This is a genomic window from Herpetosiphon gulosus, from assembly GCF_039545135.1.
In the GTDB taxonomy this organism is placed as follows: domain Bacteria; phylum Chloroflexota; class Chloroflexia; order Chloroflexales; family Herpetosiphonaceae; genus Herpetosiphon; species Herpetosiphon gulosus.
Map to the genome: position 1 here is coordinate 185,745 of NZ_BAABRU010000012.1, position 26,117 is coordinate 211,861.

Consider the following 26,117-nt stretch of genomic DNA (forward strand, 5'->3'; position numbering starts at 1 on the left):
CCAAATCGCTAAACTCGCTAGGTATAGCCTTCGATGCAATGGGGGATTAACAAGTGGTAACAGCTTAACCCTCTTGCAGATCGATGGCTTTAAGGTAGAGTAGACACAGCAATGGCTTAGATCGATCTGGAGGAGCTATGTCGGATACAGCCCATGTTGTTTTGATCAGCACCAGTAATGCTGATGAGGCCCGCACGTTGGCCCGCGCCTTGGTTACTGAACGGCTGGCCGCCAGTGTCAATATTTTGCCCCAAATAAGCTCGATTTATCATTGGGATGGAGTGCTCAAGGAAGAGTCGGAAATCTTGTTGATTGTGCGAACTAGGGCCGATGCCTTGGGCAGTTTGATCGAGCGCGTCGAACAATTGCACTCCTATTCGCTGCCCGAAATTATTGCCTTGCCAATTGTTGATGGCTCGCAACGCTTTCTAAACTGGATTTTGAGCGAAGTCATGACCAATGAGGATGCCTAATGCAACGTATTTTAATTGTTGATGATGAACCAAGTGTGGTCGATGTAGTACGTTCGCGCTTTGAGCGCGAAGGCTTTGCAGTGGGCGAAACTGGCTCAGGCGAAGATGCCTTGGTACGCTTGCGCAACGAAACCTATGATCTATTGATTTTGGATATTGGCTTGCCTGGAATCGATGGCTTTGGGGTGTTACGCCAAATGCGAGCCGAAGGCTTTGAGCAACCAGTCATTATGCTAACTGCCCGTGCCGATGAGGTTGATCGGGTCGTCGGTTTGGAGTTGGGCGCTGACGATTATGTGGTGAAACCATTCTCCCCTCGCGAACTAGTAGCCCGAGTACGGGCATTGTTGCGGCGTACTGCCGAGGCTAGCCGTTTGCGCCAACAGATTGGTGATGCCGCGCCAACTTCAAGTGGCTTGCAGCTTGATAATGCTCGTCGCCGCGCTACCTTCCGCGATGTGCAATTAACCTTGCGTCCCAAAGAATTCGATTTATTGGCCTATTTGGCTTCGCACCCAGGCCAAGTATTTACCCGTGAAGTGTTGCTAGGACAAGTTTGGGGCTACGATGAATATGTTGATGCCCGCACCGTCGATGTGCATATTCGGCGCTTACGCTCGAAATTAAGCGAGATCGATGCTGAATCGAATTTGATTCAGACTGAATGGGGTATTGGTTATCGCTTTATCGAAGGCTAAAATTCTTGCCCCTCTCCCACAACAAGTAGGAGAGGGGTATTTCGATTCAATTAGGGCTGGCAATATTCAGCATTTTGGGTGACGCTCTCAACTTTAACCGTGGTTTTAGCCCACACCACAAATTCGCTTAAACCAACTTCGCTAGCCTGATTGCCCCAATCGTAGGTGTAGCCTAGGCGTGTCCAAGGGTAGCCATTCTTGGGATCATACGAGAGGCTGCGTTGGAGATTGAACCAATCGCGGCTAAATTCATAATCTTGTTGCGAAGAGAAGGCGCTTGGCTCAGGCATTTCGAGTTGGGCAATGCTATCGCTAATTTCAGGGTCGGGGCTGGGCCGAAACAGATCTTCGGCTGGAACCCACAAATGCACAATCCGATTTTTGCCGTTGTTGGCAGGCAAGCCCAGCAATTGCTCCAAACGTAACGTCAATGGTACATCGCTAGTTGGGACGTAGGCTTTGCAGAAGTTTTGCATTTCGGGCACGGCGGTCACCCAAGTTTCGCGGGTGGTCGTGGTTTCTTGGCCTACCAAACTATCGTAACCATTCCACGATGTCCAAGTTGCCACCAACACTCGGCCTGTTGCTTCATCCCACACGAGGTTGCTATTGCTGGGATCGACGATCGTCAGCTTATCTGAGATTTCGCTGGGTTCGGCAATTTCGGCATCGCTGACTGCTGCCCGAAAGCGCCGTTCAAGTTCGGCTTGCTCTGGCGTAAAGGTGGCAGTTGGGGAGGCCTCAGTGGTTGCAGTCGTAGCAGGCGGATTGGTCGCGGCAACGGTTGGCTCACTTGTAGCAACTGGAACCTCGGTTGGTGCGGTTGTGGCGGTGGCGGTTGGCGGTGGCACAGTTGCTAAGGCAATTGTCCGATCCTCGGTTGTGCTTGCCCCACAGGCTGCCAAGATTGGCAAGATCAAGCCAACTGCTTGAAATTTCGCCCAGCGGCGTGCCCATAAACCTTGAGCCATGTGCATACTCCTTCCTAAAACAAGAATCCCAAATCAATTGACCCAAGTGCAAAAAAACATAGTGGGTCAATCAAACAAGAGCATAGCGAGCTGCTGGGTAGCTGCAAGGAAGGGTCTAACAATCCACAGCATCTTACATTGGCTAGTATACAGATCTGTCAAGACGATTGGCGTTGTTTGATTAGCTCAATCATGGCGGCGGCGCTTGGTTCTGAGCTTGCCGCTAAACCTGCGATTACGCCTTGTTGGTTGGCTTGCGGCTGATTTTGGCTAACTTTCCATTTGCCGAGCAAGCGGGTAATTGGAATCGCAATACCAACAATCGCTTTGAGCAGGGCTTCGGTATAGTCGTGTGGTGCATCAGCAACCTGCCACTGATGCTCAAAACTGGCTTCGTTGTGGTTGGTCAGCCGCTCAAGCTGTTGGCGCAACCATTGTGGGTCGTCGATCACCTGCAAAGGGCCATAGGCGTGGGCCACAGCATAATTCCAAGTTGGCACAACCTTACCAGTTTGAGCTTTGCTGGCATACCAACTTGGCGTGATATAGCTATCAGTTCCATGAAAAATCGCCAAAACTTCCTGTTGCGAATGCTGCTCCTGCCACATGCGGTTAGCCCGCGCCACATGGCCATAGAGTGTGCCAAATTCACCCGCTTGAGGATCGAGGTACAACGGAATATGGTTAGCATTGATGCCTTCAGCGCCAATCGTAATAATCGTCGCCAAAGGTTGGCGTTGGATTAATTCATGCAATACATCGGGATTTGGCTCGGCAAAATGTTTGGGAATATACATGATTATGCCTCTTTCAATGTTTGGAGCATATTGGCATCGCGCAGCAAAAGCCAGCCATGGGCATGTTTTTGCCATAACGAAAAGCTATCACCAGTTCGTACAAGCGGCGGTTTGCCATGCTGCGGCTGAATCTGCACCCGCAACTGATTCCAGCAGGTTGCCCATTTGCCATTAAGTTTAATTTCTTGAATTTCAAAATCGATTTTGAGTTTGAATTGACTCAAGCCAGCAGAAGCAGCTATAAAGGCTGGCTTGCCGCGCATCGGCGCTTGACCAGCTACCAAAAAAATTACATCATCATCCAACAAGGGCAAAATCTTGCTTACCTCGCCAGCTTCGGTCGCCTGAATCCAGGTTGTGACCAATTCGCGCAGGATCATCTGATCGTCGAGCATCGCTTCCTCCTTGATTACGCCAATTATGCCAATGAAACTCAGCTGATTGTACCGCCCAACGACTGAACATTGCAGTGTTAAACAATTTGCATTCTTGCAAGGGTAGGTTTTTAATAATGATTGGGTAGAATTTGCCGTTGATTGGTCAGCCCTCACCCCCTAGCCCCCTCTCCCGCCGCCGTGGGAGAGGGGTTGGGTGAGGGCTGACCAAACCTATTCTGTAAGCCCGCCTCAAGGCGGGGACCGAAGGGTGTTTTCATCCCCCTGCACCCCCTAAATGACAATAAATGGAGAGGTATAGAATCATAATCAAGCAGAAATTAATTATTTCTAGCCAGCAACCATGTGATCGAGATTGATTATGTCATCGAATTATGCTTAAACAAGTAAGCCAGTTGATTAGTCTCAACTGGCTTGAACCATGGCCGATCAATTAATTTTAGAGTTGCTGGACAATCGCAATTGCAAAGCCATCGTAGCCTTTGCTGCCCACAGTTTGCAGGGCTGTCGCCGTCAGCTTGGAGTTCGAAGCTAAATCATCAAACAACTGGCGGGTTCCTTGAATCGCTGGGTCTGGATTGCTGGGATCGATGACTGCACCGTTGCGCACCACATTATCGCCAATAATCACCGTGCCAACATGGGCAAATTTGAGTGCCCAAGCCAAATAGTGCGGGTTATTGGGCTTGTCAGCATCAATAAAAATCAGATCGAATGGCTCAATCTTTTCTTCGGCCAACTGAGCTAAACTATCGAGCGCTGCGCCAACCCGAACTTCAACCTTTTGGCTCAGGCCTGCCTTAACGATATTGGCTTTGGCAACCTCAGCGTGATGCGGCTCATATTCCAAGGTAATCAATTTGCCATTGGCTGGCAAAGCGCGAGCCAACCAAATTGAGCTATAACCACCCAGCGTGCCAATCTCTAAAATGCGTTTAGCCCCACACATCAGCGCAAACAGATGCAGCAATTTGCCTTGATTGGGTGCAACATTGATTGGTGGTAAGCCAGCGTCGGCACTAGCCTGCAAGGCTGCATCCAAGGCTGGGTCAGCTTGGACTAATCGATCGGAAATATACTGATCAACCGCATCCCACATTGTTTGATTCATCGATTCCTCCTAAACCGTGCTAGACCCGTTCGAGTTTGGCGAAGGCGGCTAAGAGCTTTTTCACACCTTTGCCTGGAAACGCCACCGTGACTTCTTCGTCGTCGCCGACCATTTTGCTGCTGACCACCACACCCTCGCCGAAGTTGGCGTGGCGCACTTTATCGCCAGCGCTATAACTGGCGGCGCTTGGCTCACGTTCGGGGCGTTTTGGCCGCACTGGGCCACTCGCGCCGCTCCACATGCTGCTGGTGCTTGGTTGCGTGCCCCGCGTGCGTTGCGGCGGATTGCTTTGCCATTGGGTCGCCGCATGAACTGGCATCTGTTTGACTTCACGGGTGGGCGTGCGCTGCAGCAAATCTTTGGGAATATCGCCCAAAAAGCGCGAAGGAATCGTGATATCGGTGCGACCCCAAGTTGCCCGTTTGAAAGCATAGAGCATGTACAGCCGTTGTTTGGCGCGAGTTGTCCCAACATACAGCAAGCGCCGTTCTTCCTCGATGCTTTCAGGATCATCGACTGAGCGTCCGTGCGGCAACAAGCCTTCTTCTAAGCCTGCTAAAAATACCACCGGGTACTCTAAACCCTTGGCTTGGTGCAGCGTAATCAGGGTCACACCAGGCTCGCGCTCTTTGTTGGAATCAAGGCTATCTACATCGCTAACCAAGGCGACTTCTTCTAAAAAGCGCGGCAATTGATCTTCGGTAGGCAGGGCCAGATATTCCATACTAACGTTTTGCAATTCGAGAATATTTTCCCAACGCTCTGCGCCTTCTTCTTCGCCATATTCGGCTACCAGCAACTCTTGCAAGGGCACACGCTCAAGCAAGCGCTGAATCAACTCGCCGAGCATCAAATCGTGGCGCAAATCGCGTAGGCCAGCGACCAATTTTTGAAACTGCTCAACGGCGTTGCGTGCTCGCCCGCTGATCGGCGGGCTTTGGGCTTCATTGGTAGCTAGCAGTTCGAGGGCATCCCAAATTGAGACATCAAGATTGCGTGCCCATTGCAATAGCTCTTGCTGGGTGCGATCGCCGATGCTGCGGCCTGGCACGTTGATCACCCGTAGCAAACTAACTTCATCGTGGGGATTATGGATAATTCGCAGATATGCCACAATATCTTTGATTTCTTTGCGTTCGTAGAAGCGCGTGCCGCCGACCAATCGATAGCGCAGGTTGCGGCTGATCATGGCTTCTTCAAAGGCGCGGGATTGGGCGTTGGTGCGATACATCACAGCAAAATCATCGAGTGAGCGGCCTTCGCGGCCCCGAATGCGCATAATTTCATCGGCCACCCACCGCGCTTCTTCATTGTGATCATAGGCCTCGACCAACGAAACCAACTCGCCATCCTGCTGATCAGTCCAGATTTTGGTGGTATGGCGACGATCATAAGCTGCATCGATGATCGATTGGGCGACATCAAGAATTGGTTGGGTGGAACGGTAATTTTGCTCTAGTGGAATAATTTGGACATCGGGGTGCGCCTCTTCAAATTCGCGCACATTCGCCAACCGCGCCCCACGCCAAGCATAAATTGATTGCTGAATATCGCCGATCAAAAAGTAGTTGTTATGGCCAGCGCCAACCTGATTGATCAGCGAAAATTGCACCCGATTGGTATCTTGAACCTCATCAACCATCACATGCACATAGCGTTCGGCATACCGCGCCAGCACATCGAGATGATATTCAAATAAATTCACGGTTTTGAGCAGCAGGTCGTCAAAATCGAGAGCATTATTGGCTAGCAATTGTTTTTCGTAGCGCTCATAACAGCGCAAGACAATTTCATCAAAATAGCTGCTAACGCTGCGGGCAAACTCAGCTACCCCAATCATCTCGTTTTTGGCAGCGGAGATGCGGGCATGAATTGAACGCGGATTATATTGCTTCTCGCTTAAATCCAATTCGCGCAAAATCTGCTTCATTACCCGTTGCTGATCATCGGCATCATAGACCACAAAATCGTTGGCGCGTTGCAGATGCTGAATATCGCGGCGCAACCAACGAGCGCAAATTGAGTGGAATGTGCCCATCATTACATCGTGCGCCCGACTTTCGCCAATCAAATTTCCAAGCCGTTCGCGCATTTCGCGGGCAGCCTTGTTGGTAAAGGTGACGGCTAAAATGTTATAGGGGCGCACCCCAACTTCATTAATTAAATAGGCAATCCGATGAGTCAGCACGCGGGTCTTGCCCGAGCCTGGGCCAGCCAGCACCAACACTGGCCCATGAATCGCTTGGACTGCGCGTTGTTGTTGGGCGTTCAACCCAATCAGCAGCGGGTGAGTCATTGATCTAGTCCTTATTGTGACGGTCGATAACCGTGATGTTTAGTATGTTGCTCTCTCTATTGTACCCGTTCCGGCGCTGAGGTGGAACAGGTGAGCGACAGCAAAAAATGATTGGCGATAGCAAAGCCCTAGGTAGCCTGATTTAGCTTAGATTTGCTAGTTTTGCGTTGCAACAGGTTGCGCCAATACCAACGGCGAGGCCGTGTAATATCCAACGAGCGGCGCAAGCCTTCACTGGTGAGCGTAAAACCAACCAATAGTAATACCATCAACAGCCCAGCAAAAATTGAAACCCACGGTGCACGGCTATATTGGCCAAAAAAGTCGGAAAGCATCTGACCAAGTTCAGGCTGACCAGCTTTTTGCTTGACAATATCGGGTAAGGGGCTATCGGTGGTTTTATCAGTGTAAATATAACTACCGCCGATGTAATAGCCCAAATAGCCAAGTTCAGCCACAATCAAGGTGACGGCGGTTAATTCGCTAGCAAGCAACATTGGCAGCAACGGCCAAACTTGGGGCAAAATATAGCGCCGCGTAATTTGCCAGCGATTCAGGCCAATTGCCTGAGCGCTTTCCAAGTAGGGCGCATGCAAAATCTTTTGCACATAGCCTTGCACCACGCTGGCACTATTAACCCAACCAGTCATACATAAGGCAACAATAAACGCCGCCAAACCTGCATTATTGGCAGTGATCGGCGTAACCCCTTGATAGACAATTACGGCACTGCCGCCAGTCCAAATCAAATACCCTAAGGCTACAATCAAAATTGGCAAGGCGCTGGTGATGGTAGTAATCGTATCCAACCAACTTGCCACGTGTGGCCCCAAAAAGCCAACCACTCCGCCAACCACCAAACCAAGTAGCAAGCGCACCGCCGCGATAATTACACAGAGCACTAAAGTTGGTCGAACCGCCCATAACAGCCGACTCAATAAATCGCGGCTAATATCATCGAAGCCCAAGGGATATTCGGGATGGCTGAAGGGGGGCAAGGCTTGCATCGGCGGGCCGCCGTAGAGTTGGCCCTCATAGCGAAAGGCGCGATGTTCCTCGGCTGGAGCATGCGGGGCAAGGCTAGGGCCGAAGATCGCAATCAGCAGCATCAAGCCAACAATGCTTAAACCAAAGGTCAGTGGTAGATTTTTAACCATTAGCCTCTCCCTGCGCTAGCTTGCCGCCCAAGTGGGTTGATCCATAAGCTCAGCATTGAGGCTAACAAATCCACCAAAATCAAAATTGCGCCAGTCATAGCCAGCAGCAAAGCCAAAATCAATGGGTTGAAAAAAGTAATTGAGCGCGAATTAGTCAGTGTATTGAATAGCATCCAACCTGTACCGCGCCAATCGAACAAGGCTTCGACCAAAATTAAGCTACCAACCACCATCTGTAAGCCACGGCCTAAGCTAGCAAACACCGCCGGCGCAACATTAGGAATGGCATGGCGACGCACAATCGTTCGCCAACGCAAGCCTTTGCTTTTGGCAACCCGCACATAATCTTGCTGAAATTCATGTTCGAGCAAGCTTGCACCAATCGAGGCAATATAAAACGCTGGACGCAAAGTCAAGGTTAATGCTGGCAAAATTAGATGTTTGGAGGTGCTATAGCCTTGCACTGGCAAGAGCAATTGGTTCGTCCAGCCAGATCGTTTGGCATAGAGCAAACCCAAAACTAACAATGTACCCAAGAAAAAGCCAGGAATCGCATTGCCCAAGGTAAAGATTGTGACCATTGTTGGCGAGACCCGCCCAGTGCGCGGCGAAATTGCCAATAAGCACATCCCCAAGCCAAGAACGATCGTCGCGAGAAATGCCACGCCCAACAATTGCGCCGAACGGAGAATAAAATCATCGATATATTCAGCGACTTTCGTCCGTTCAATCCGCCCCAAATCACCATCGACCATGGCGGCAAGCACACCACGATAGTGGGTCATAAACGGACGATCATCGAACTCATACGATACATTAAATCCATTGCCTGTTTGCGTTGACACTTCTTTGGGTGGATAAAAAAAGCCCTGTTGACGATAGGCATACCACGCCCCTAAAAAGTGTAATGTCGGCACTAACACGATCAACAACGCAAGTTTGCGAAGCAAGAGTCGGCTCATAATTCTAATCTCCAATTGGCCCTGAGGAATGAGCGTTGAGGTGTTATGTATATTACTCATTCGTTTAACAAAAGGTTCAGCCTTACGACCGAGCTTGGCACAATTGGCTAGCAGCCTATATATGTAGCAAAGAACATAGAACATAGGGTCAGAGATCAGGGGCCAGGGGTCAGGCACGAGGATTTAACACAGAGGCGCAGAGGATTATATAAGGATGAAGGATAAGGGGTGAAGTTAAGAGGTTAGGGGCTAGGGGTCAGGGATCAGGTTCTCGCTGTTGGATGAATAGACTAGGGTTCGTGGAATTCGTGGCTAAAAACTGAACCTTCGCGAGCTTCGCGATTTCAGCCTTCGTGTAACTTCGTGTGCTTCGTGGATCAAAACTGAACCCTGACAACTGACCCCTCGAAAGATTGTTAAGTTTGTTGCTTAAATTAGTACTTGACGAAATAGCAAGCCATGTGGTATGCTCCGGCCAATCGTAATTGATACAAGGTTCTGTCAACCATGCAATCTTTCAACAGCTTTAACTCATATGCATTCTTTAGCAGCTATTTTTATTACTTTAGCTGCCATATTGAGTTGTCGCTGCCTACGAAGGATTAGACACACCTTACTGATTTTGGAAATACCCTTCGGCGCGGAGCGACAAGCTCCGCGCTTTTTGTTGTGCTTCACTGGAGGATGCTATGCTCGTTTGTCGTGGAGTTCGCGGTGCAACGGTGGCGCTGGAAAATAGTTCAGAGGCTGTATTGGCAGCAACTAGCGAGTTGTTGTTGGCCATGGTTCAAGCCAACGAGATTGATCTTGATGATATTGCTTGTGTCTTTTTTACCACGTCATCCAACCTCAACGCGCAATTCCCAGCTTTGGCTGCCCGTCAGCTTGGCTGGAACGACTTGGCCATGCTGTGTGCACACGAAATGGATGTTCCTGGTAGTTTATCTCTCTGTATTCGGGTGCTGATTTTGTGGAACACCAGCCGCAAACCCAGCGAGATCATACATTGCTATCTTGGCGATGCCGCCAAATTGCGCCCTGAGCGCGCTCAATCAACAGCGTTGTTGAACCTGCCCACCTGGCAACCTGCCTAAACCTGGCTGCCATTCGTTCGCGACGGTATTTGGTATTGGTACTTAGGGTTTGTTAATTTTGGAGGCATTTGACCATGATCGTTGTAATGAAGTCCCACGCTGATCTGACCGACCGTGACGCTGTTTTGGCTCGCTTAGCCGAAAATAATCTCAAAGGCCATTTATCTGAAGGTGAGGAACGGATTGTGATTGGTGTTGTAGGCGCAAAAATTCCGGCTGGCTTAGAAGAACAGTTGCAATCAATGAGCGGTGTTCAAACCACGCTGCGCATCACCCGCCCCTACAAATTGGCTGGCCGTGAGTTCCAACAACACAATACGGTCATTCGAGTTGGCGATTTGGAAATTGGCGGCGGGACACCAGTGATCATGGCTGGACCATGTTCAGTCGAAAGTGCCGATCAATTGTTACGCACGGCTCATGCGGTCAAGGAAGCTGGTGCCAACATTCTGCGTGGCGGCGCATTCAAACCCCGCACATCACCTTATGCTTTCCGTGGATTGGGCGAAGAAGGCTTGAAGATTTTGGCTCAAGCACGAGAAGAAACTGGCTTGCCAATCATCACCGAAGCCCTGAATACCCGTGATGTTGAATTAGTTGCCCGTTACACCGACATCATCCAACTTGGTGCTCGTAATATGCAAAATTTCGCGCTCTTGGAAGAAGCAGGCCAAACTGGCAAGCCGATCATGGTCAAGCGTGGCCCTTCGGCTACAGTCGAAGAATGGTTGTTAGCGGCTGAGTATATCCTCGCCACTGGCAATCGTAATGTTATTCTCTGCGAACGCGGCATTCGCACCTACGAAACAGCCACCCGTAACACCCTCGATTTAAATGCCGTGGCAGTTGCCAAGCGGCGCACCCACTTGCCCGTTATTGCCGACCCCAGTCATGGCACTGGCAAATGGTACTTGGTGCAGCCAATGGCTTTGGCAGGCTTGGCCGCTGGCGCAGATGGTCTGATGATCGAAGTTCACCACGACCCCGACCGCGCTTCCTCAGATGGCCCTCAATCACTCAACCACCTCAACTTTGCCCAATTGATGCAACAAGTTCGCCGCCTGATCGCTGCCCTAGAACCAGAATTAGCAGTCGCATAACGCAGGGGAAATTTAACCACGAAGAGCACGAATGTTAGGTTAGTTGAACACTTGGGTTTTGTAAAAACACAATAACCCAAGTAATTAATCTTCGTGCTCTTCGTGTCCTTTGTGGTTAAAAAACTAATTCGTCAGTTTAAAGCGTTGGGCATTACTACTATTCCAAGTCCATTGCTGAATGTTGGCGTTGTCGGCGTTGCTGCCACCAGCCACATCAACCACTTTGCCGGTTGCCCGATTGATAAAGCGCATAAAACCATCTTCCAGTAGTTCAAGCCGCCATTGTTGGCTCGAATTGCTCACCGCTGTCCAGATGTGAATATTGGCCCCATCGGCGCTTGAATCGCCCGAAACTGAGAGCATTTTGCCGCTGCTGGGGTGACGCAGTTTGTAATAGCCATTATCGCTATGTTGAAATTGCCATTGCTGGGCGAGGCCATCATAGCAAGGCCATTGCAAAATATTCGTGCCATCGGCGCTGTTATTATTGGCAACATCAATACATTTATTGCTATTTTTGTTGGCAATTCGCAGTGTGCCCACAGGCTGAATCCGCCATTGTTGGTCGGGATTGCCCTGCCAAGGCCATTGGTGGGTCGCCGCCCCAGTTTCTAGCGAACCATAGACGATCGAGAGAAATTTGCTACTGTTGCGGTTGGCAATCCGCAGCCAACCATCGCTGACGGTTTGAAAATTCCACTGCTGATTCGCTTGATTATTGCCGCACGACCACTGATGGGCGATTCCACCATCGGCAGTGCTCCAAGCAGCCAGATCTAAACATTTGCCAGTTGCTTTTGAAACTAATTGATAATAGCCACTTTCGGCCAAGCGTAATTCCCACTGTTGTGCGGGAGTATTATTACAGGTCCATTGCTGAACTTTGCTGCCATCAGCGGCATTCGCCCCAGCAACATCCAAACATAGCCCACTACTGCGATTGATCAGATTAAAGGATGCAGCATTGCTTGGTGGCGGTGGTGGCGGGGTGGGCGTTGGCGGATTATCGCCACCAGGCAAAGCGCGATAAACCAACAACAAGCGTTCGTTGCGATTGCGATAGGCGGTTGCTACCAAGCCAAACGTGCCATTGCCCCAATTGGTCACATGGCTACCATCGCCAAAGGCTCGCCATTTGCCATCAGCGCCTTGCTGATAGCTCAAACCGCCCCAATATTCCATGCCTGTTGGCCGTTGAATCCACAACTCAACTTTGTAAAGTTGTTGGGCAGTTACGCTCGGCTGCAAATTAAGATCAACAAATTCGTTGCCATGCGAAATGCCAGCCCACACTTGACCATTATCACTTTCGTCGATTTTGAAACCGCCAGTATAGATTTTGCGTTTGCTACCGCCCGGTGCATCGGCTTCCCAATCTTCAACCTCGCGCACATGCTGGCCCTTCAAGCCCCAATAAATATGAGTATTGCGATTGTCGTAATGTTTATATTTGGCGGTGAGCACGCCTGCTGAACGAGGCAAATAGGTGTTACCAGCGTAATAATCCTCGTCGCCAGGAAACATCACATCAGTAACGGCCACAATATCGTTGGTGGTATTGATGGCGGTCAGGCTTTGGTTGGCATCCCAGGTTTGTTGGGCGGCAGCAGGCGTTTTGGGCACGCGCACCTTGCCATCGGCCTGAATATAAAAACCAGTAGTATTGCGCTGCAACGTCCAACCGCAACAGGGCGTGCTAGCATTCCATGGCCCCAATTGGTAGCCAGGCATGGTCTGATAAGGCGCGTACAAACCACCATTGGCCTGGACCAACGCCCGAATATCGTACTCGCTGTTGATCGCCCAACCGCGATTTTTGTTGCCAGTTGACCACAACACACCGGTAGTAATATTGGGCACATTCGGCAAACTATGATCACTATTAACCAAATAATAGCTGCCCATATCGCTGTACGAATGGGTCATACTAGGTACATATTCGTTGGCAACATTACTTTGCACCGCATAGTTAATGCCTTCAAAGCTCACGCTGCCATAGTTGCGGGTGGTGTAGCCCTCGGCATTGACCACAATTGGCTCGGCAGCGCGGGTTGGCTGGGTCAGTAGCGCCCCAAACAGCACGCTGCTAAGGCAAGTCAGCACTAGCCCCCAACGCCAATGACGATGATTTAGGTTCATCATCACAACTCCTTTTTATTAAAATTATTTAATTAATCATAGACTGAGGCTGTAACTTATTTCAATGACCAAAAGAAGCTAGATTTAGCTGTGAGGACGAGAGAAGTATAAAAATGGCAAAATTGAGGCTGTTGGATGGGCTAAATCCGTAAATCGCCACTTGCAGATTTTGCGAGGAATGGCTAAACTTGGGGAAGATAGATTGTAGGTTCAATCAGCCTTAGTGGGCAAACGCGCCTGATCACTCCAGTACCCGCCCACCATATGCATCCTTCCAGCAGCGACATCCTATTTTAGCCAAATGCACGTATATGCTTACACCTTGATGTTTGGTGGCGTAGCTTTTGCTCAAGCAGCCAACAAGCGAATCAAACAAACATCAATTGAGTAATCAAGCAGCATTATCGCTTGTAATTAATTACAACCATAATTAATTGCATTAAATTACATTAAAGCACTTAATTGCGGTGAACATACAAAAATTACCAATTAGGCACTGATTGAGGCAGAAAAATAGGTTAGAGACGCAGATTTAGGATGGATGCACGCTATACGTTAGAATCAATTAGTCTGGATGCATACTGATTATCTTATGGCCCATCGCATCCATTTTTCGTTGGATGACGAACATAAGATCAGAAAGGATTTCAGTGGCAAATCAACCAGCTTCGAATGTGGCGCGGGCCGCAGCTTCGGGTGATCAGGCAGATTTAGCGTTGGCAGCTCAGCTAGCCGCAGGCAACATACAGGCCTTAGAAACATTGTACGAGCGCTATGCCCGGCCAATTTTCTCGTTGGCACTGCGGATTTTGGGCAATGAGGCCGATGCTGAAGAAGTGATGCAAGATGTTTTAGAGCGGGTTTGGCGTTATTCAGGGAGTTTCGACGCACAACGTGGCCGCTTTGGCTCGTGGGTCTTAGGTATGACCCATCATGTCGCAATCGATGCAGTTCGCAAGCGCAGCCGCCGCCCGCAAGCGGTCGATGCTGAAGCCAGCGAACTCATGCTTGGCCTCATTTCCGACCCAAACCAACCTGATATGACCGACCAAGCCATCCAGCATGAGCAAGCTGGGCAGGTTCGTGACGCTTTGCGCAGTTTGCCCGAAGCCCAACAACAAGCGATCGAATTGGCATTTTTTCGTGGCCTGAGCCATCTGGAGATTGCCGCAACAACAGGTGAACCTTTAGGGACGGTCAAAACCCGCATTCGTCGGGGCATGGAACGGCTCCGCACCGTTCTCTCCAAAACAGGGGTATTCAATGACTGACCAACGTGATGAACTTATCGAACTCTATGCACTTGGTGCTCTGCCTGCTGATGAAGCAGCCGAGGTTGAGGATTATTTGGCCTCAAATAGCCAAGCGCAAGAACGCTATTCTCAATATCGGCGTATTTCCCAAGCATTGTTATGGAGCGTTGAGCAGCGTGATCCGCCCGCCGGAGCTTACGAGCGTTTTCGCGAGCGCTTGGCTACGCCCTCAAATGTGCCAACCAAACCGCTAAACCAACCAACCCAACGCCAATCGTGGCTGGCAAGCCTGTTTGGCCGCCGCTACCGTTTAATTGCAACCGCGCTCACCATCTTCTTGGTGCTACTGGGCGGCGCTGGTGGCCGAATTTGGCAATTGCAAAACGAGGTTGGGGGGTTACAACCCTTGGTTGAGCAAAATAAGCAATTAACCGCGTTGCTCGGCGAATCGGGCACGCAGCTTGTGCCATTGGCCGATACTGGCAGCGGCATGGCTGGCGGCACAATCAACATCATCGTTAATCCGCAAACTGGCCATAGTTATTTACGAGCTAGCCATCTACCACCTTTGGCCGCTAACCAAAGCTACCAACTTTGGCTGATTGCCGATGGCACGCCCCAAAGCATGGAAGTGTTTGGGGTCGATACCAGTGGCGATGCCTTGATTTGGATCGATCGACTGCCCTCGACTGGAGCCGAAAACTTGCTCGGAATTACGGTCGAGCCAGCAGGCGGCAGCCAACAACCAACCTCAAATCCACTCGCAGTTGGCACAATCGATGCCTAAACCAACCCAACCGCCAGTCATGGGAGATTGACTGGCGGTTATTTTTGCCCAAACCACTGGCTACCCCACAAATTCCAGCAGCACTTCCGCTTCTAGGCAATTTAAGCAAATTTCCAAAATTCATGGCGAAATGTTTGGGCACTTTATGCACAAAGAGGGTCTATTTTTGTGCAGTTTATACAAGCTAGCTAGCTATAGCTTTGGTTAGTTTGTTCGATAGCTGCTTGCAAGCGATCGACTACTATAGATTCAATCGCCCAACTTAGGCAAAATCCACAAATAAACGACCTCTCAACCTTCATCAAACCCAAGCTGTGAGGTATCCGACGATGAGTTCAACTGTGCAACTGATCTTATTGCTGTTGGTGTTAATCGGTGTCGCCAAAATTGGCGGCGCACTCAGTGCCGCACTTGGTCAACCAACCGTATTAGGCAAGCTGCTGGCGGGTGTGTTACTTGGCCCAAGTTTAATTAATGTGATGCACTGGGAAATCTTCCAAAGCAGCGATTTGAAATCGACCATCCACTATCTCTCGGAGCTTGGGGTCATTTTCCTAATGTTTATCGCCGGCCTGCGGATCGAAGCTCATGAGTTGCGCGAAGCTGGCAAGGCTGCTACATGGACAGCAATTTTGGGCGTGGTTATTCCATTCCTTGGTGGTCTACTCAGCGCTTTGGCCTTTGGCTATGGCCTTATTCCGGCAATTTTTGTGGGCTTGTTGTTGACCGCAACCAGCGTCAGCATTTCGGCCCAAACCTTGCTTGAGCTTGGGCGGCTCAAAAGTCGAGTTGGCACAACCTTGCTAGGCGCGGCGGTGCTCGACGACATTATTGGGTTGTTATTGCTCTCGATTTTTATGGCAACCCAAACCAGCGATGGCAACTTCATGACCATTGTTTGGACGATTGTACGCTTGGTGGGCTTTTTGGCGGTGGCTTGGTTCTTGGGCCAGCGCTATTTGCCACGCATGCTTGAGCGGGTCAAAAAAATGCGCACCAACGAGCCTGTGCTGACATTTGCAGTGTTGGTGGTGCTTGGTTTGGCCTTCACGGCTGAAACGGTGGGGCATTTGGCGGCAATTACCGGGGCGTTTATGGCTGGTATTCTCCTGAGCCATACCGATGTGCGTGATGAAATTGATCGTTCAATTTCTAGCTTTACCTACGCCGTGCTTGTGCCAATTTTCTTTATTGGGATTGGCCTGAACACCGATTTGAGCAGCCTCAGCGGTGCGGCCATCCCAATGGCAATTATTTTGTGCATCGTGGCAATTGGCACCAAAATTGTGGGCTGTGGCCTAGGAGCCAAAATTGCTGGCCTCAACCAACGCGAGGCAATTCAAGTTGGCTGTGGCATGATCTCGCGCGGCGAGGTGGGCTTGATCGTGGCCTCGCTGGGTGTCCAAAATCAAATTGTCGATACCAATGTATTTTCTTTGACCGTAGCAGTAGTCTTGGTAACCACCCTCGTCACCCCAATCCTACTGAAATGGTCATTCAAAACCGAGCCATTGCCAAGCCTGCACCTGGCGCTTGAGCCTGAAGATGAAGTGTTGGCAATTGGCTAAGGCACTATATTCTTGAGGATTGAACTATTGAAGAAGCGTTGGAATCCCCTCTTGCATTCCAGCCGTCAATGTTGACGTGAGCCGCGTTGCAGCGACATGCATTTGACCCTATTCCGATACGGGCTACAGAAAGGAAACGCCTGTGGAAGAGCAACTCAACTCATTGACGGTCAACGCAAACATCTTGTGGGTCTTGCTCGCTGCTTTTCTGGTCTTCTTTATGCAAGCTGGGTTTGCTTTGGTTGAAGCAGGCTTCACTCGGGCAAAAAATGTCGCGCACACCATGCTCATGAACTTGATGGTGTTTTGTATTGGGGCGATTGGCTTCTGGATTTGTGGCTTTGCCTTTGCCTTCGGTGGGGTCAACCATACCTACCCAGCAACTGGCGCAAACGCTGAATGGAACTTCGGCCCAGTTACTTTGGGAGCTTGGGGCGATGCACTCTCCTCAAATCTCTCCTTCGGCGATCAATGGGGCGTGCTCGGAACCAACGGCTTCTTCCTGAATGGGATTGGGCTGAGCGCTGCAGGGATTTTTGCCTTCTTTATGTTCCAAATGGTCTTTATGGATACCGCCGCTACAATTCCAACTGGCAGCGGAGCCGAACGAATCAAGTTCATTGGTTTTGTAATCATGGGCTTTTTGGTCAGTATGTTCGTTTATCCACTTTCGGCCAACTGGGTTTGGGGTGGTGGCTGGATGGCCAACATGGGCCGCACACTTGGGCTTGGCAACGGCGCAGTCGATTTTGCTGGCTCAGGGGTTGTGCACATGACTGGTGGCGCTGTTGGTTTGGCCGTTGCGCTGGTGCTTGGGCCGCGGATCGGCAAATTCAATAAAGATGGTAGCGCCAACACCATTCTCGGACACAACTTGCCAATGGGTGTTTTGGGCGCAATCATCCTCTTTTTTGGTTGGTTCGGCTTCAATCCAGGTAGCTCATTGGGTATCCAAGGTTCGTTTATGAACTTAACTGCCTTAGCTGCCTTGAATACCTTAATTGCAGGCGCTGCTGGTGGCATTAGTGCCATGACCTACACATGGCTGAAGAATAAAAAACCAGATCCAGGCATGAGTGTCAATGGTTTGTTGGCAGGATTGGTGGCTGTAACTGCGCCTTGTGCCTTTATCACGCCTGTTGCCGCAGCAATTATTGGGGCAGTTGGCGGGGTTTTGGTGATTTTCGCCAGCATTCTGTTGGAAAAACTCAAAATCGATGATCCGGTTGGGGCAGTGCCTGTGCACTTGTTCAATGGCTTTTGGGGTGTGATTGCGGTTGGTCTGTTTGCCAACGGCAACCCCGACACCGCGAGCTGGAACGGCATCGATGGTCAAGCTGTAACTGGCTTGTTCTATGGCGGTGGGTTCAGCCAACTCTTTGCTCAATTGATCGAAGGCTTAGGCATTGGGATCAGCGCATTTGCCTTATCATTCGTCGCTTTCAAAGCCTTGGCTAAACTTGGCTTGATGCGTTCACGGGCTGAAGACGAAGTAGCGGGCTTGGATTTACCAGAAATGGGCATGCCTGGCTATGTTTCCGATGGCGCTTATATGCCCGAAACTGGGGCAGCCCCTGCTCCTAGCGCAGAACCTGCTGCGACTGGTTTGCCCGCTGGCGCTGCTGCTTAACTCAATTCAAACTTCAAACGCCGTAGGTTCGGGCCTACGGCGTTTTTTATTTTAGCCGTCAACATAGATGGGGGCTATCGGGCCAATTGAAAGCTATGAGCAACAAGCTAGCTTATAATCATATCTAGATTTAATCATCAAATTAGAGGAATTGCTCATGGCTTCAGCTTCAACCACCCCGCGCCAACCCTCGCCGTTGGTCGCTTTACGCCATCGCGATTATCGGCTGCTCTGGAGCGGCCAACTGATTTCAATTGCTGGCTCGCAGATGCACACTGTGGCCTTGCATGTCCAAGTCTATCGTTTAGCCAGTGCGATTCCTGGGGCTAATCCAGCGATTTTTCTGGGTTTGATTGGCTTGTTTCAATTTATTCCCTTGTTGCTGTTGGCGTTACGAGCAGGTTTATTGGCCGATCGAGTTGATCGACGACGCTTAATGCTGGTAACTCAAAGTATCTTGATGGGGTTATCGTTGGTATTGGCGGTTTTATCGTGGTTTGGCTTAATCAATCTGTGGTTGCTGTATGGAATTATGGTGATCTTTTTTAGCACCAAAACCTTTGATCTGCCTGCTCGCCAAGCGTTAATTCCGCGTTTAGTGCCGCGTGAAGTGCTGCCAACAGCATTAAGTTTAAATATGATTGCTTGGCAAATTGGCAATATTGCTGGGCCGGCCTTGGGTGGTTGGTTTGTTAGCTATTCGATCGCCTTGGTCTATTTGATCGATGCGATCAGTTATGGGGTGGTGGTCTTGAGTTTGTGGCAAATGCGCGGCAATTATGCCCCAACCGAGGTTAAACCTATGATCAAAGGCTCCATGTGGGAAGGTTTGCACTTTGTGCGCCGCACACCGATTATCTGGTCAACCATGGTGCTCGATTTTATTGCAACCTTCTGTGGCGCGGCCACGACACTCTTGCCATTATTTGCAGATCAAGTCTTAGGTGTCGATGAAAAAGCCTTGGGTTTGATGTATGCTGCACCAGCGATTGGGGCGTTAGTCGCAGCACTGGCCATGTCCTGGTTTGGTAATCCGCGTCGCCAAGGCATGGTAGTGGTGGTTTCGGTGGTGTTATATGGTTTGGCAACCATGGTATTTGGGCTTGCCCCAAGCTTGCCGATTGCCTTGCTGGGCTTGGCGGGCACAGGTGCTGCCGATACGGTCAGTGCTGTATTGCGCGGCACAATTCGCCAATTAAATACTCCCGACGAACTGCGTGGGCGGGCAACCTCAGCCAATATGCTGTTTTTTCAAGGCGGGCCATTATTGGGCGAAGTTGAGGCAGGCTTCGCCGCATCATTGGTTGGTGCGCCGATCGCGATTGCTTTTGGTGGAGCAATTTGTGTTACCGCCGCAATCATCATCGCTTTGCGGATACCCAGTTTGCGCTTGTATGATCGTTGAGAACAGAGAGCAGAGAGCAGAGGTCAGGGGCTAGGGATCAGGTGTTTAATTTGTAACCACGAAGGACACGAAGAGCACGAAGGGGGATTTGGTTATTGGCCATACACTTCATCCATTCCTAATTCCAATCCCTAGCCCATGTCCCCGATTGATATATTTATGTTCTCTGCTCTTTGCTCTATGTTCTATTCCATTCAAATCAGTGTATGATAGATGCGCGGTTATCTAGGTGGAAGCAACGTATGTGGGATTCAATCGTTCAGGCCTTCAATAGTGCGGTTATCCAGCTTGAGGCCAATGTTTATTGGCTAACCCTGAGTTATTTGTTGTTCAGCGAATTTGGCGCACCACTGCCAATCCCCGGCAATTTTGTGTTGGTTGCTGGCGGCTTTTTACTTGGCCGTCAAGGCGATCTGCCAATCTGGTTGATGGGCTTGGCAATCTTGGCTTTAGTACCAGGCGCTGTCACCATGTTTTGGATTGGGCGGCGCGGTGGCTTGCCCCTGCTTAATCGGATTGGTCCAAAAATTGGTCTATCGCAACGGCGGCGCGACCGAATCGTCGGTTGGCTTGAACGGCGGGCAGTGCTTGGGCTGATTGTGATTCGGGTGCTGCCAACGTTTCGCTTAGGCACAACCTTGATTCCTGGTGCCTTGGGAATGCCATGGCCACGTTTTGCGCTTGGTATGGGTTGCGGCTTAGTTGCATGGGTCATCACCTATATGGGTTTGGGCTATGCAATGGGCTTGTTTAGTTGATTCGAGTGGGCGTTCCAGCGCTCTTGTGGAGTAATAAGTTTCTATGATGCGAATATTGACCCTAGGATTATTGGCTGTTTTGCTCACAGCATGTAGCCTCGGCTCCACACCAGCACCCACCAACGAGCCAACCACCCCGCCAATTCAAATTCCGCAAGGTGGCACGCTAACCATTCGCACCGCCCAAGATATTCCAAGCTTGCACCCATGGAAGCCAACCAGCCACGAAGAAGCTCAACTTTTAGGCTTGCTCTATCGGGGGTTAACCAAACTTGATCAAAGCCTCGCGCCGCAACCCGACGTTGCCACAAGCTGGCAAAGCGATAGCGTCGGCCAAACGTTAACCATGACCTTGCGCAGCGATATTCGCTGGCACGATGATACCGCCTTGACTGCTGCTGATGCGGCTTGGACGATCAGCGCCATGCAAAGCATCAGCCCAACCACTCCATTATTGACTGATCTTCAGGGTTTGGTGCGCAACGTGAGCGCACCCGACGACACAACCTTGGTGATTTCGTTGCGCGAACCCTATGCACCATTGCTCTCGGCCTTGAGCATGCCAATTTTGCCCAAGCATCTGTTTGAGCAACTTAGCCCAGTTGAGCTTGATCAGCTTAATCTTTTGACCCAGCCGATTGGTAGCGGGCCGTTTATGTTCGAAGAACGCACTGCTGGCTCAGCACTTAGCTTAATTCGCAATAGCAACTATATTGATGGCGTGCCTTATCTTGATCGTGTCGCATTTGTAGTTGCCCCCGATCCGCAAGTGGCCCGCCAAGCAGTGCGCGATGGCGATCTGTTGGCGGCAGAATTACCTTGGGAACAAAGCCAAGGCTTAGGGTCGTCCATTGGCACGGGTAGCTATCCTGAAAACGGCTTTTATTATCTGGCCTTCAATATGCGTGATGGTCGCATCTTCAGCGATCTACGGGTGCGCCAAGCCTTGGCATTAAGCCTCGATCTCAATACAATCGTCGAAACGGCTGGCCCCTCGGCTCAAGCAATTTTGAGCGATCATTTGCCAGGCACATGGGTAGCGCCAACTGGCGAGTTGCCCAAACGCAACTTAGATCAAGCCCGCGAATTACTGGATCAAGCAGGCTGGGTCTTGCCCGAAGGTGCGACGATTCGCGCCTCAAATGGAATTACATTATCGATGGCGCTATTTGTGCGTGGCGATGATCAACGCCGAATCGAGGTTGCTGAACGGATCGCTGCCGCTGCCAGCCCAGTTGGCTTTAATATTGTGGTTACGCCAGCTGATTTTGAGAGCGTGATTCGCTCTAAGTTGGTGACACCCTTTGATTTTGATTTGGCCTTGATGAGTTGGGGCAATAGTCGAGTTGGCGGTTCGCCCTCGTACACTGCCTACGATCCTGATAATTTTTCGCTGTTTCATTCGAGCCAAATTTATCAAGGGGTTGCCGATGGGCGGCCAGGCTTGCGCAATTATGGCGCGTTCCAAAACACCAGTTTTGATAATTTATCGACAGCAGCGCGGGCACTTTACGCTACCGAACGCCGCCGCGAACTCTATCAACAAACCAACACAATCATTCAAACCGAATATCCGTATGTGTTTCTGTGGGCCGATCGGATTCCGGTCGCCTTGGCCAAACAGGTACGTTCAACCCAAGGTGAAATTCGGCTTGACACCGCTAATTGGCTGTATGATGTTCAACATTGGTATCTTGAGCCATAACGATGGATACGGTTGCGATTGCCAAATTCAGCCAACAACTGATCGCCACCGCGATTGCCAGTGTTGATCCCCAGCGGGCAGTTTTGCAGGCATTGAAATGGGATGGCACTCGCTTAACGTGCGGTGCGTGGCAGTGGGCTGGAACAGGCCGGATCATTGTGCTTGGCGCGGGCAAAGCTGGTGCACCAATGGCCGCCGCCGTGGAAAGCATTTTAGGTGCGCGAATTGATGCGGGTTTGGTGGTGGTCAAAGATGCGCATCGTGGCGATTTTGCCCTCAAGCGCATCCAATTGCTTGAAGCCAGCCACCCAAGCCCTGATCAACGGGGGTTGAAGGCGGCGCAGCAATGCGAAACATGGCTTCAGCAAACCCAAGCCGATGATTTGGTAATTGCGCTAATCTCTGGCGGAGCTTCGGCTTTATTGCCAGCGCCAGCCGGAGCAATTAGCCTAGCCGATTTACAAACGTTAACCCAGTTGTTGCTGGCGTGCGGCGCACCGATCGAGCAGATCAACACGATTCGTAAGCATTGTGATCGCTTGAAGGGCGGGCAATTTGCGGCCTTGGCTCAGCCAGCTAGCCTGTTAAGTTTGGTGATTTCCGATGTGGTTGGCTCGCCGTTGAGCATTATTGCCTCAGGCCTGAGTGTGCCCGATACGGCGAGTTTTGCCGAGGCTTGGGCCATTCTCGAACAGTATGGGTTGATCGATCAGCTGCCTGTGAGCATTCACGACTATTTGCAACATGGAATTCGCCGGATAGTGCCATCGCATCCCGATGGCAGCGAGCCATGGTGGGGCAATGTACATACATCAATTATTGCCCGTAACGAAATGGCCCAAACCGCAATCAAGCACTTGGCCGAGGCTCAAGGCTGGCAGGTCATTCAGGATCAGCAACCAATCACGGGTGAAGCGCAAGTGGTTGGGCAGCTGCTTGGGCAACGCTTGCGCCAACTCGCTCAATCAAGCCAAACCCCAACGCTCTACCTTGCTGGCGGCGAAACCACGGTTAATTTAACTGGAATTCTGCCGCATTCACAGGGCGGTCGTAACGCTGAGTTAGCACTAGCAGCGGCTTTGGCGCTTGATGGTTGCCCCAACTGCCAAATAATTGCCTTGGCGACTGATGGCGGCGACGGCTCAAGCCCTGCTGCTGGTGCGATTGCCAACGGTCAAAGCATCGCCCAAGCTCGCAAGCTCGGGCTTGAGCCTCAACAAGCCTTGGCTATCCACGATAGCTATGGCTTCTGGCAAGCACTCGGCAGCCCAATCGAGATTGGCCCAACCCTCACTAACGTCAACGATCTGGTGATTGGGATGGTTTGGTAGCTACAATACTGCCAAGGCCTGGGCCAAATCAGCAATCAAATCATCGGAGTGTTCTAAGCCGACCGAAAGCCGCAACAAGGCTGGTGGGGTTGGCGAATCTGGGCCTTCAAGGGTGGCCCGATGTTCAATCAAACTTTCAGGGCCACCAAGGCTGGTTGCCCGTGTCCATAATTTAACTTGAGCTGCCACCGCAATCGCCTCAGCCGCCCCACCAACTACCTCGAACGAAACCATGCCGCCCATGAGCAGCATTTGGCGCTGCGCTAATTCAAATTGAGGATGGCTAGCTAAGCCAGGATAATGCACTGCTTCTACCTTGGGATGCTGAGCCAACCACTCAGCCACCGCCAAGGCATTGGCACAATGGCCGCGCAGTCGATAGGCCAAACTTTGCATACCGCGCAAAATCAACCAGCACTCGAAGGGCGATGGCACAGCTCCGGCCAGCACATGAATTTGCTTCAATCGTTGCCACCATGGGGTTGCAGTTTTGGTAATTAATGCACCACCCAGCACATCGCTATGGCCGCCAAGATATTTGGTGGTCGAATGCATCACCAAATCCACGCCCAAATCGAATGGGCGCTGACCAAGCGGGGTGGCCCAAGTATTATCGCAAACCACCAATGCTCCAGCCGCATGGGCCAAACTACTGACTGCCGCCAGATCAGTTAAACGTAAGGTTGGGTTGGATGGCGTTTCGAGCCAAACCAAGGCAGGGGCTGGCTCCAAAGCTGCTTGCACCGCCGCCAAGTCGGTCATATCGACAAACTGAGCATCGAGATGGGCAAACACTTGGCGCACCGAATTGGCCGTGCCATTGTAGCAATCGCGGGGTAGCAATAAACGTTGGCCTGGAGCTAAACTTTGCAGCACCGCCGCTGTAGCCGCCGAACCAGAAGCAAACGCCGCCGCTTCAACTCCACCTTCGAGCGCTGCCAAGGCCTGCTCCAAGGCTTGGCGGGTGGGGTTGCCAAAGCGCGTATAAACAAACCCATGCGGCAAACTACCATCGGGCGCTCGTTCAAATGTGCTAGCAAGATGAATCGGCGGCGTAACAGCACTGGTCGCAGCATCGACGCTACGACCAGCATGAATCAACAGAGTTTCAGGTTTCATAAGGTTCTCAGGGCTAAGGAATGACCGGAACTGCGGTGGGAGCAACTGGCTCAATGTAGTTTGGCTGACTATCTTGGAAGTAGAGTGCACGGCCTAATAAGCCAATTTTGACCATCTGATTGGGATCGTTGGGGTGTAATTCAAGCCGACCACGCTCGAAATATTGTACTGTATGCACTGTGCGATCTTCAGGCAACACCTCTTGCAGCTCCTCGCTAATTGGCCAGCCCAGGAGATCGATGCCGCCGTTGGCTTCCCAAAATTCGAGGAATGCCCCCCGCAAGCCTTGTTGGGTCGCTTCGCTATAACGCAGGCCTGGGCGATTGGCAAAAAATTGCTGATTCGGAAAATCGCGGTTTTGGGTGAATTCAACCCCAACCCGGCCTGGCTGCACTTCGTATTTCGTCGCTTGATGCTCGGGCCACCATTCTAGCCGCGTCCGCTCGAACCATTGAAATTGGCGACCATTTTCTTCGAGCAAGCCACTGATTGGTCGCCCGAAGATCCGTTCGCCACCATTCTTGACCCAATATGGCAAAAACAGCGGGTCGATCTCAGCAGCATAGCTTGGCAGGGCGTTCAATCCATCAACACCATAAAAGCGTTGACCTTCGAGCGCCGCCGCCTCAACATCGAGCGAGCGATTGGATTGAGTTTGAACGCTATTGAGTAAAGGTTGCAACGTTGGCTGGGCATTGCTATCGCTACCAAAAAGATTAAATAGATTGATATTATTGCCGCTGGCCAACAACAGCACCAAAAAGATGATCAGAATAATCGCCACACCAAACACCAAGGCCTGCATCGTCATACCTTGGGGAGCAATCGCTTCATCTTCTTGAATAATTGCTGAGGGCACCTCTTCCGGTTCTTCATCTGGCTCAAGATCGTTCTCAAATTCAAGAACTTCGGTTGGGGGAGTACGGTCGCTCATGGGCAGTTCCTCATGCTTGATTGTTAGCCCGCAAACGCTCGGCTAAAGCGGCAAATGCTGCGTGATCGGTTGGGTTTGGTCGCCAAAATGAGAACACTCCATCGCCTTCCCAGCGTGGAATGACGTGTACATGGTAGTAAAACACGACTTGGCCAGAAGCTGGGCGCGAGTTTTGCAACACATTAATCCCATCTGGCTTGAGCGTTTGCAACAATAATTGCGCTACCGTTTGCACCATCCGCGCCACCGCTGCCAGATCCTCAGGGTTGGTATCGAAAATATCGGTGCCAAAGCGTTTGGGAATGACCAACGTATGGCCTTGCGCTGCCGGATTAATATCTAAAAAGGCCAGGGTTTGATCATTTTCGGCCACTTTATGGCAAGGCAATTCGCCGCGCACAATCTTGCTGAATATATCATTCATTCGATCAGCC

Annotated in this window: 23 protein-coding genes; 12 read left to right on the forward strand and 11 right to left on the reverse strand. The window is 50.8% G+C overall.

Annotated elements, in window-relative coordinates:
* Positions 1-137: 137 nt before the first annotated feature.
* Entirely contained in the window at positions 138-473 is a 336-nt protein-coding gene (gene cutA, locus ABEB26_RS17255; RefSeq protein WP_345723280.1) for a divalent-cation tolerance protein CutA, read from the forward strand.
* A complete protein-coding gene (locus ABEB26_RS17260) occupies positions 473-1,171 on the forward strand; it encodes a response regulator transcription factor (protein ID WP_012191680.1) in 699 nt (232 codons plus the stop codon). The genes cutA and ABEB26_RS17260 overlap by 1 nt, the downstream gene beginning before the upstream one ends.
* A 50-nt stretch (positions 1,172-1,221) precedes the next feature.
* On the opposite strand, the gene ABEB26_RS17265 is transcribed toward ABEB26_RS17260, so the two are convergent.
* The 7 genes from ABEB26_RS17265 to ABEB26_RS17295 all read right to left on the reverse strand — a co-directional run bounded on the left by ABEB26_RS17265 (position 1,222) and on the right by ABEB26_RS17295 (position 8,860).
* A complete protein-coding gene (locus tag ABEB26_RS17265; RefSeq protein ID WP_345723281.1) occupies positions 1,222-2,142 on the reverse strand; it encodes a hypothetical protein in 921 nt (306 codons plus the stop codon).
* A 158-nt stretch (positions 2,143-2,300) separates the two neighbouring features.
* A complete protein-coding gene (locus ABEB26_RS17270; RefSeq protein WP_345723282.1) occupies positions 2,301-2,939 on the reverse strand; it encodes an FMN-binding negative transcriptional regulator in 639 nt (212 codons plus the stop codon).
* A gap of 2 nt (positions 2,940-2,941) precedes the next feature.
* Positions 2,942-3,334 carry a YybH family protein gene (locus ABEB26_RS17275; RefSeq protein ID WP_345723283.1) on the reverse strand — a complete coding sequence of 131 codons (393 nt, stop codon included), beginning with the start codon at positions 3,332-3,334 and terminating at the stop codon, positions 2,942-2,944.
* A gap of 439 nt (positions 3,335-3,773) precedes the next feature.
* Positions 3,774-4,445 carry an O-methyltransferase gene (locus ABEB26_RS17280; RefSeq protein ID WP_345723284.1) on the reverse strand — a complete coding sequence of 224 codons (672 nt, stop codon included), beginning with the start codon at positions 4,443-4,445 and terminating at the stop codon, positions 3,774-3,776.
* A 19-nt stretch (positions 4,446-4,464) separates the two neighbouring features.
* Positions 4,465-6,741 (reverse strand): ATP-dependent helicase, encoded by a 2,277-nt coding sequence (locus ABEB26_RS17285; RefSeq protein ID WP_345723285.1) that lies wholly within the window; start codon positions 6,739-6,741, stop codon positions 4,465-4,467.
* A gap of 128 nt (positions 6,742-6,869) precedes the next feature.
* Positions 6,870-7,898 carry an ABC transporter permease gene (locus ABEB26_RS17290; protein ID WP_345723286.1) on the reverse strand — a complete coding sequence of 343 codons (1,029 nt, stop codon included), beginning with the start codon at positions 7,896-7,898 and terminating at the stop codon, positions 6,870-6,872.
* Positions 7,898-8,860: an ABC transporter permease subunit gene (locus tag ABEB26_RS17295; RefSeq protein ID WP_345723287.1), complete on the reverse strand. Its 963-nt coding sequence runs from the start codon at positions 8,858-8,860 to the stop codon at positions 7,898-7,900. The genes ABEB26_RS17290 and ABEB26_RS17295 overlap by 1 nt, the downstream gene beginning before the upstream one ends.
* A gap of 689 nt (positions 8,861-9,549) precedes the next feature.
* On the opposite strand from ABEB26_RS17295, the gene aroH reads away from it, so the two are divergent.
* Positions 9,550-9,954 (forward strand): chorismate mutase, encoded by a 405-nt coding sequence (gene aroH, locus ABEB26_RS17300; protein ID WP_345723288.1) that lies wholly within the window; start codon positions 9,550-9,552, stop codon positions 9,952-9,954.
* 74 nt (positions 9,955-10,028) lie between these two features.
* Positions 10,029-11,054, forward strand: coding sequence for a 3-deoxy-7-phosphoheptulonate synthase (aroF, locus tag ABEB26_RS17305; protein ID WP_345723289.1), 1,026 nt, complete (start codon positions 10,029-10,031; stop codon positions 11,052-11,054).
* A gap of 123 nt (positions 11,055-11,177) precedes the next feature.
* Here the strand turns inward: aroF and ABEB26_RS17310 are convergent, their stop codons facing one another.
* On the reverse strand, positions 11,178-13,196 hold the full coding sequence (locus tag ABEB26_RS17310; RefSeq protein WP_345723290.1) for an RICIN domain-containing protein: 2,019 nt from the start codon (positions 13,194-13,196) through the stop codon (positions 11,178-11,180).
* Positions 13,197-13,843: 647 nt separating this feature from the next.
* Here ABEB26_RS17310 and ABEB26_RS17315 point away from each other — a divergent pair.
* From ABEB26_RS17315 to ABEB26_RS17350, 8 genes are all read left to right on the forward strand, one after another.
* Complete coding sequence (locus ABEB26_RS17315; protein ID WP_345723291.1) at positions 13,844-14,464, forward strand: RNA polymerase sigma factor; 621 nt, start codon at positions 13,844-13,846, stop codon at positions 14,462-14,464.
* Positions 14,457-15,233 (forward strand): anti-sigma factor, encoded by a 777-nt coding sequence (locus ABEB26_RS17320; protein WP_345723292.1) that lies wholly within the window; start codon positions 14,457-14,459, stop codon positions 15,231-15,233. The genes ABEB26_RS17315 and ABEB26_RS17320 overlap by 8 nt, the downstream gene beginning before the upstream one ends.
* 329 nt (positions 15,234-15,562) lie before the next feature.
* Positions 15,563-16,801, forward strand: a complete 1,239-nt coding sequence (locus ABEB26_RS17325; RefSeq protein ID WP_345723293.1) for a cation:proton antiporter — start codon at positions 15,563-15,565, stop codon at positions 16,799-16,801.
* Positions 16,802-16,943: 142 nt separating this feature from the next.
* Positions 16,944-18,431 carry an ammonium transporter gene (locus ABEB26_RS17330; RefSeq protein WP_345723294.1) on the forward strand — a complete coding sequence of 496 codons (1,488 nt, stop codon included), beginning with the start codon at positions 16,944-16,946 and terminating at the stop codon, positions 18,429-18,431.
* A gap of 157 nt (positions 18,432-18,588) precedes the next feature.
* On the forward strand, positions 18,589-19,836 hold the full coding sequence (locus ABEB26_RS17335) for an MFS transporter (RefSeq protein WP_345723295.1): 1,248 nt from the start codon (positions 18,589-18,591) through the stop codon (positions 19,834-19,836).
* A 242-nt stretch (positions 19,837-20,078) separates the two neighbouring features.
* The gene (locus tag ABEB26_RS17340; RefSeq protein ID WP_345723296.1) at positions 20,079-20,594 is read left to right on the forward strand and encodes a DedA family protein; all 516 of its coding nucleotides are present in this window, start codon (positions 20,079-20,081) and stop codon (positions 20,592-20,594) included.
* 43 nt (positions 20,595-20,637) lie between these two features.
* Positions 20,638-22,299, forward strand: a complete 1,662-nt coding sequence (locus ABEB26_RS17345) for a peptide ABC transporter substrate-binding protein (RefSeq protein ID WP_345723297.1) — start codon at positions 20,638-20,640, stop codon at positions 22,297-22,299.
* A gap of 2 nt (positions 22,300-22,301) precedes the next feature.
* On the forward strand, positions 22,302-23,630 hold the full coding sequence (locus tag ABEB26_RS17350; protein ID WP_345723298.1) for a glycerate kinase type-2 family protein: 1,329 nt from the start codon (positions 22,302-22,304) through the stop codon (positions 23,628-23,630).
* On the opposite strand, the gene ABEB26_RS17355 is transcribed toward ABEB26_RS17350, so the two are convergent.
* Genes ABEB26_RS17355 through ABEB26_RS17365 form a run of 3 tightly spaced genes read right to left on the reverse strand, consistent with a single transcriptional unit; the run spans position 23,631 to position 26,107 of the window.
* Positions 23,631-24,749: a trans-sulfuration enzyme family protein gene (locus tag ABEB26_RS17355; protein WP_345723299.1), complete on the reverse strand. Its 1,119-nt coding sequence runs from the start codon at positions 24,747-24,749 to the stop codon at positions 23,631-23,633.
* A gap of 13 nt (positions 24,750-24,762) precedes the next feature.
* On the reverse strand, positions 24,763-25,683 hold the full coding sequence (locus ABEB26_RS17360; RefSeq protein WP_345723300.1) for a hypothetical protein: 921 nt from the start codon (positions 25,681-25,683) through the stop codon (positions 24,763-24,765).
* A 10-nt stretch (positions 25,684-25,693) separates the two neighbouring features.
* The gene (locus tag ABEB26_RS17365) at positions 25,694-26,107 is read right to left on the reverse strand and encodes an HIT family protein (RefSeq protein WP_345723301.1); all 414 of its coding nucleotides are present in this window, start codon (positions 26,105-26,107) and stop codon (positions 25,694-25,696) included.
* Between the last annotated feature and the right edge of the window lie 10 nt (positions 26,108-26,117).

Excerpts from the sequence above, each read along its gene's own strand:
- cutA (WP_345723280.1), top strand. The coding sequence starts at position 138 with ATGTCGGATACAGCCCATGTTGTTTTGATCAGCACCAGTAATGCTGAT.
- ABEB26_RS17260 (WP_012191680.1), top strand. The coding sequence starts at position 473 with ATGCAACGTATTTTAATTGTTGATGATGAACCAAGTGTGGTCGATGTA.
- ABEB26_RS17265 (WP_345723281.1), bottom strand. The coding sequence starts at position 2,142 with ATGGCTCAAGGTTTATGGGCACGCCGCTGGGCGAAATTTCAAGCAGTT.
- ABEB26_RS17270 (WP_345723282.1), bottom strand. The coding sequence starts at position 2,939 with ATGTATATTCCCAAACATTTTGCCGAGCCAAATCCCGATGTATTGCAT.
- ABEB26_RS17275 (WP_345723283.1), bottom strand. The coding sequence starts at position 3,334 with ATGCTCGACGATCAGATGATCCTGCGCGAATTGGTCACAACCTGGATT.
- ABEB26_RS17280 (WP_345723284.1), bottom strand. The coding sequence starts at position 4,445 with ATGAATCAAACAATGTGGGATGCGGTTGATCAGTATATTTCCGATCGA.
- ABEB26_RS17285 (WP_345723285.1), bottom strand. The coding sequence starts at position 6,741 with ATGACTCACCCGCTGCTGATTGGGTTGAACGCCCAACAACAACGCGCA.
- ABEB26_RS17290 (WP_345723286.1), bottom strand. The coding sequence starts at position 7,898 with ATGGTTAAAAATCTACCACTGACCTTTGGTTTAAGCATTGTTGGCTTG.
- ABEB26_RS17295 (WP_345723287.1), bottom strand. The coding sequence starts at position 8,860 with ATGAGCCGACTCTTGCTTCGCAAACTTGCGTTGTTGATCGTGTTAGTG.
- aroH (WP_345723288.1), top strand. The coding sequence starts at position 9,550 with ATGCTCGTTTGTCGTGGAGTTCGCGGTGCAACGGTGGCGCTGGAAAAT.
- aroF (WP_345723289.1), top strand. The coding sequence starts at position 10,029 with ATGATCGTTGTAATGAAGTCCCACGCTGATCTGACCGACCGTGACGCT.
- ABEB26_RS17310 (WP_345723290.1), bottom strand. The coding sequence starts at position 13,196 with ATGATGAACCTAAATCATCGTCATTGGCGTTGGGGGCTAGTGCTGACT.
- ABEB26_RS17320 (WP_345723292.1), top strand. The coding sequence starts at position 14,457 with ATGACTGACCAACGTGATGAACTTATCGAACTCTATGCACTTGGTGCT.
- ABEB26_RS17325 (WP_345723293.1), top strand. The coding sequence starts at position 15,563 with ATGAGTTCAACTGTGCAACTGATCTTATTGCTGTTGGTGTTAATCGGT.
- ABEB26_RS17335 (WP_345723295.1), top strand. The coding sequence starts at position 18,589 with ATGGCTTCAGCTTCAACCACCCCGCGCCAACCCTCGCCGTTGGTCGCT.
- ABEB26_RS17340 (WP_345723296.1), top strand. The coding sequence starts at position 20,079 with ATGTGGGATTCAATCGTTCAGGCCTTCAATAGTGCGGTTATCCAGCTT.
- ABEB26_RS17345 (WP_345723297.1), top strand. The coding sequence starts at position 20,638 with ATGATGCGAATATTGACCCTAGGATTATTGGCTGTTTTGCTCACAGCA.
- ABEB26_RS17350 (WP_345723298.1), top strand. The coding sequence starts at position 22,302 with ATGGATACGGTTGCGATTGCCAAATTCAGCCAACAACTGATCGCCACC.
- ABEB26_RS17355 (WP_345723299.1), bottom strand. The coding sequence starts at position 24,749 with ATGAAACCTGAAACTCTGTTGATTCATGCTGGTCGTAGCGTCGATGCT.
- ABEB26_RS17360 (WP_345723300.1), bottom strand. The coding sequence starts at position 25,683 with ATGAGCGACCGTACTCCCCCAACCGAAGTTCTTGAATTTGAGAACGAT.
- ABEB26_RS17365 (WP_345723301.1), bottom strand. The coding sequence starts at position 26,107 with ATGAATGATATATTCAGCAAGATTGTGCGCGGCGAATTGCCTTGCCAT.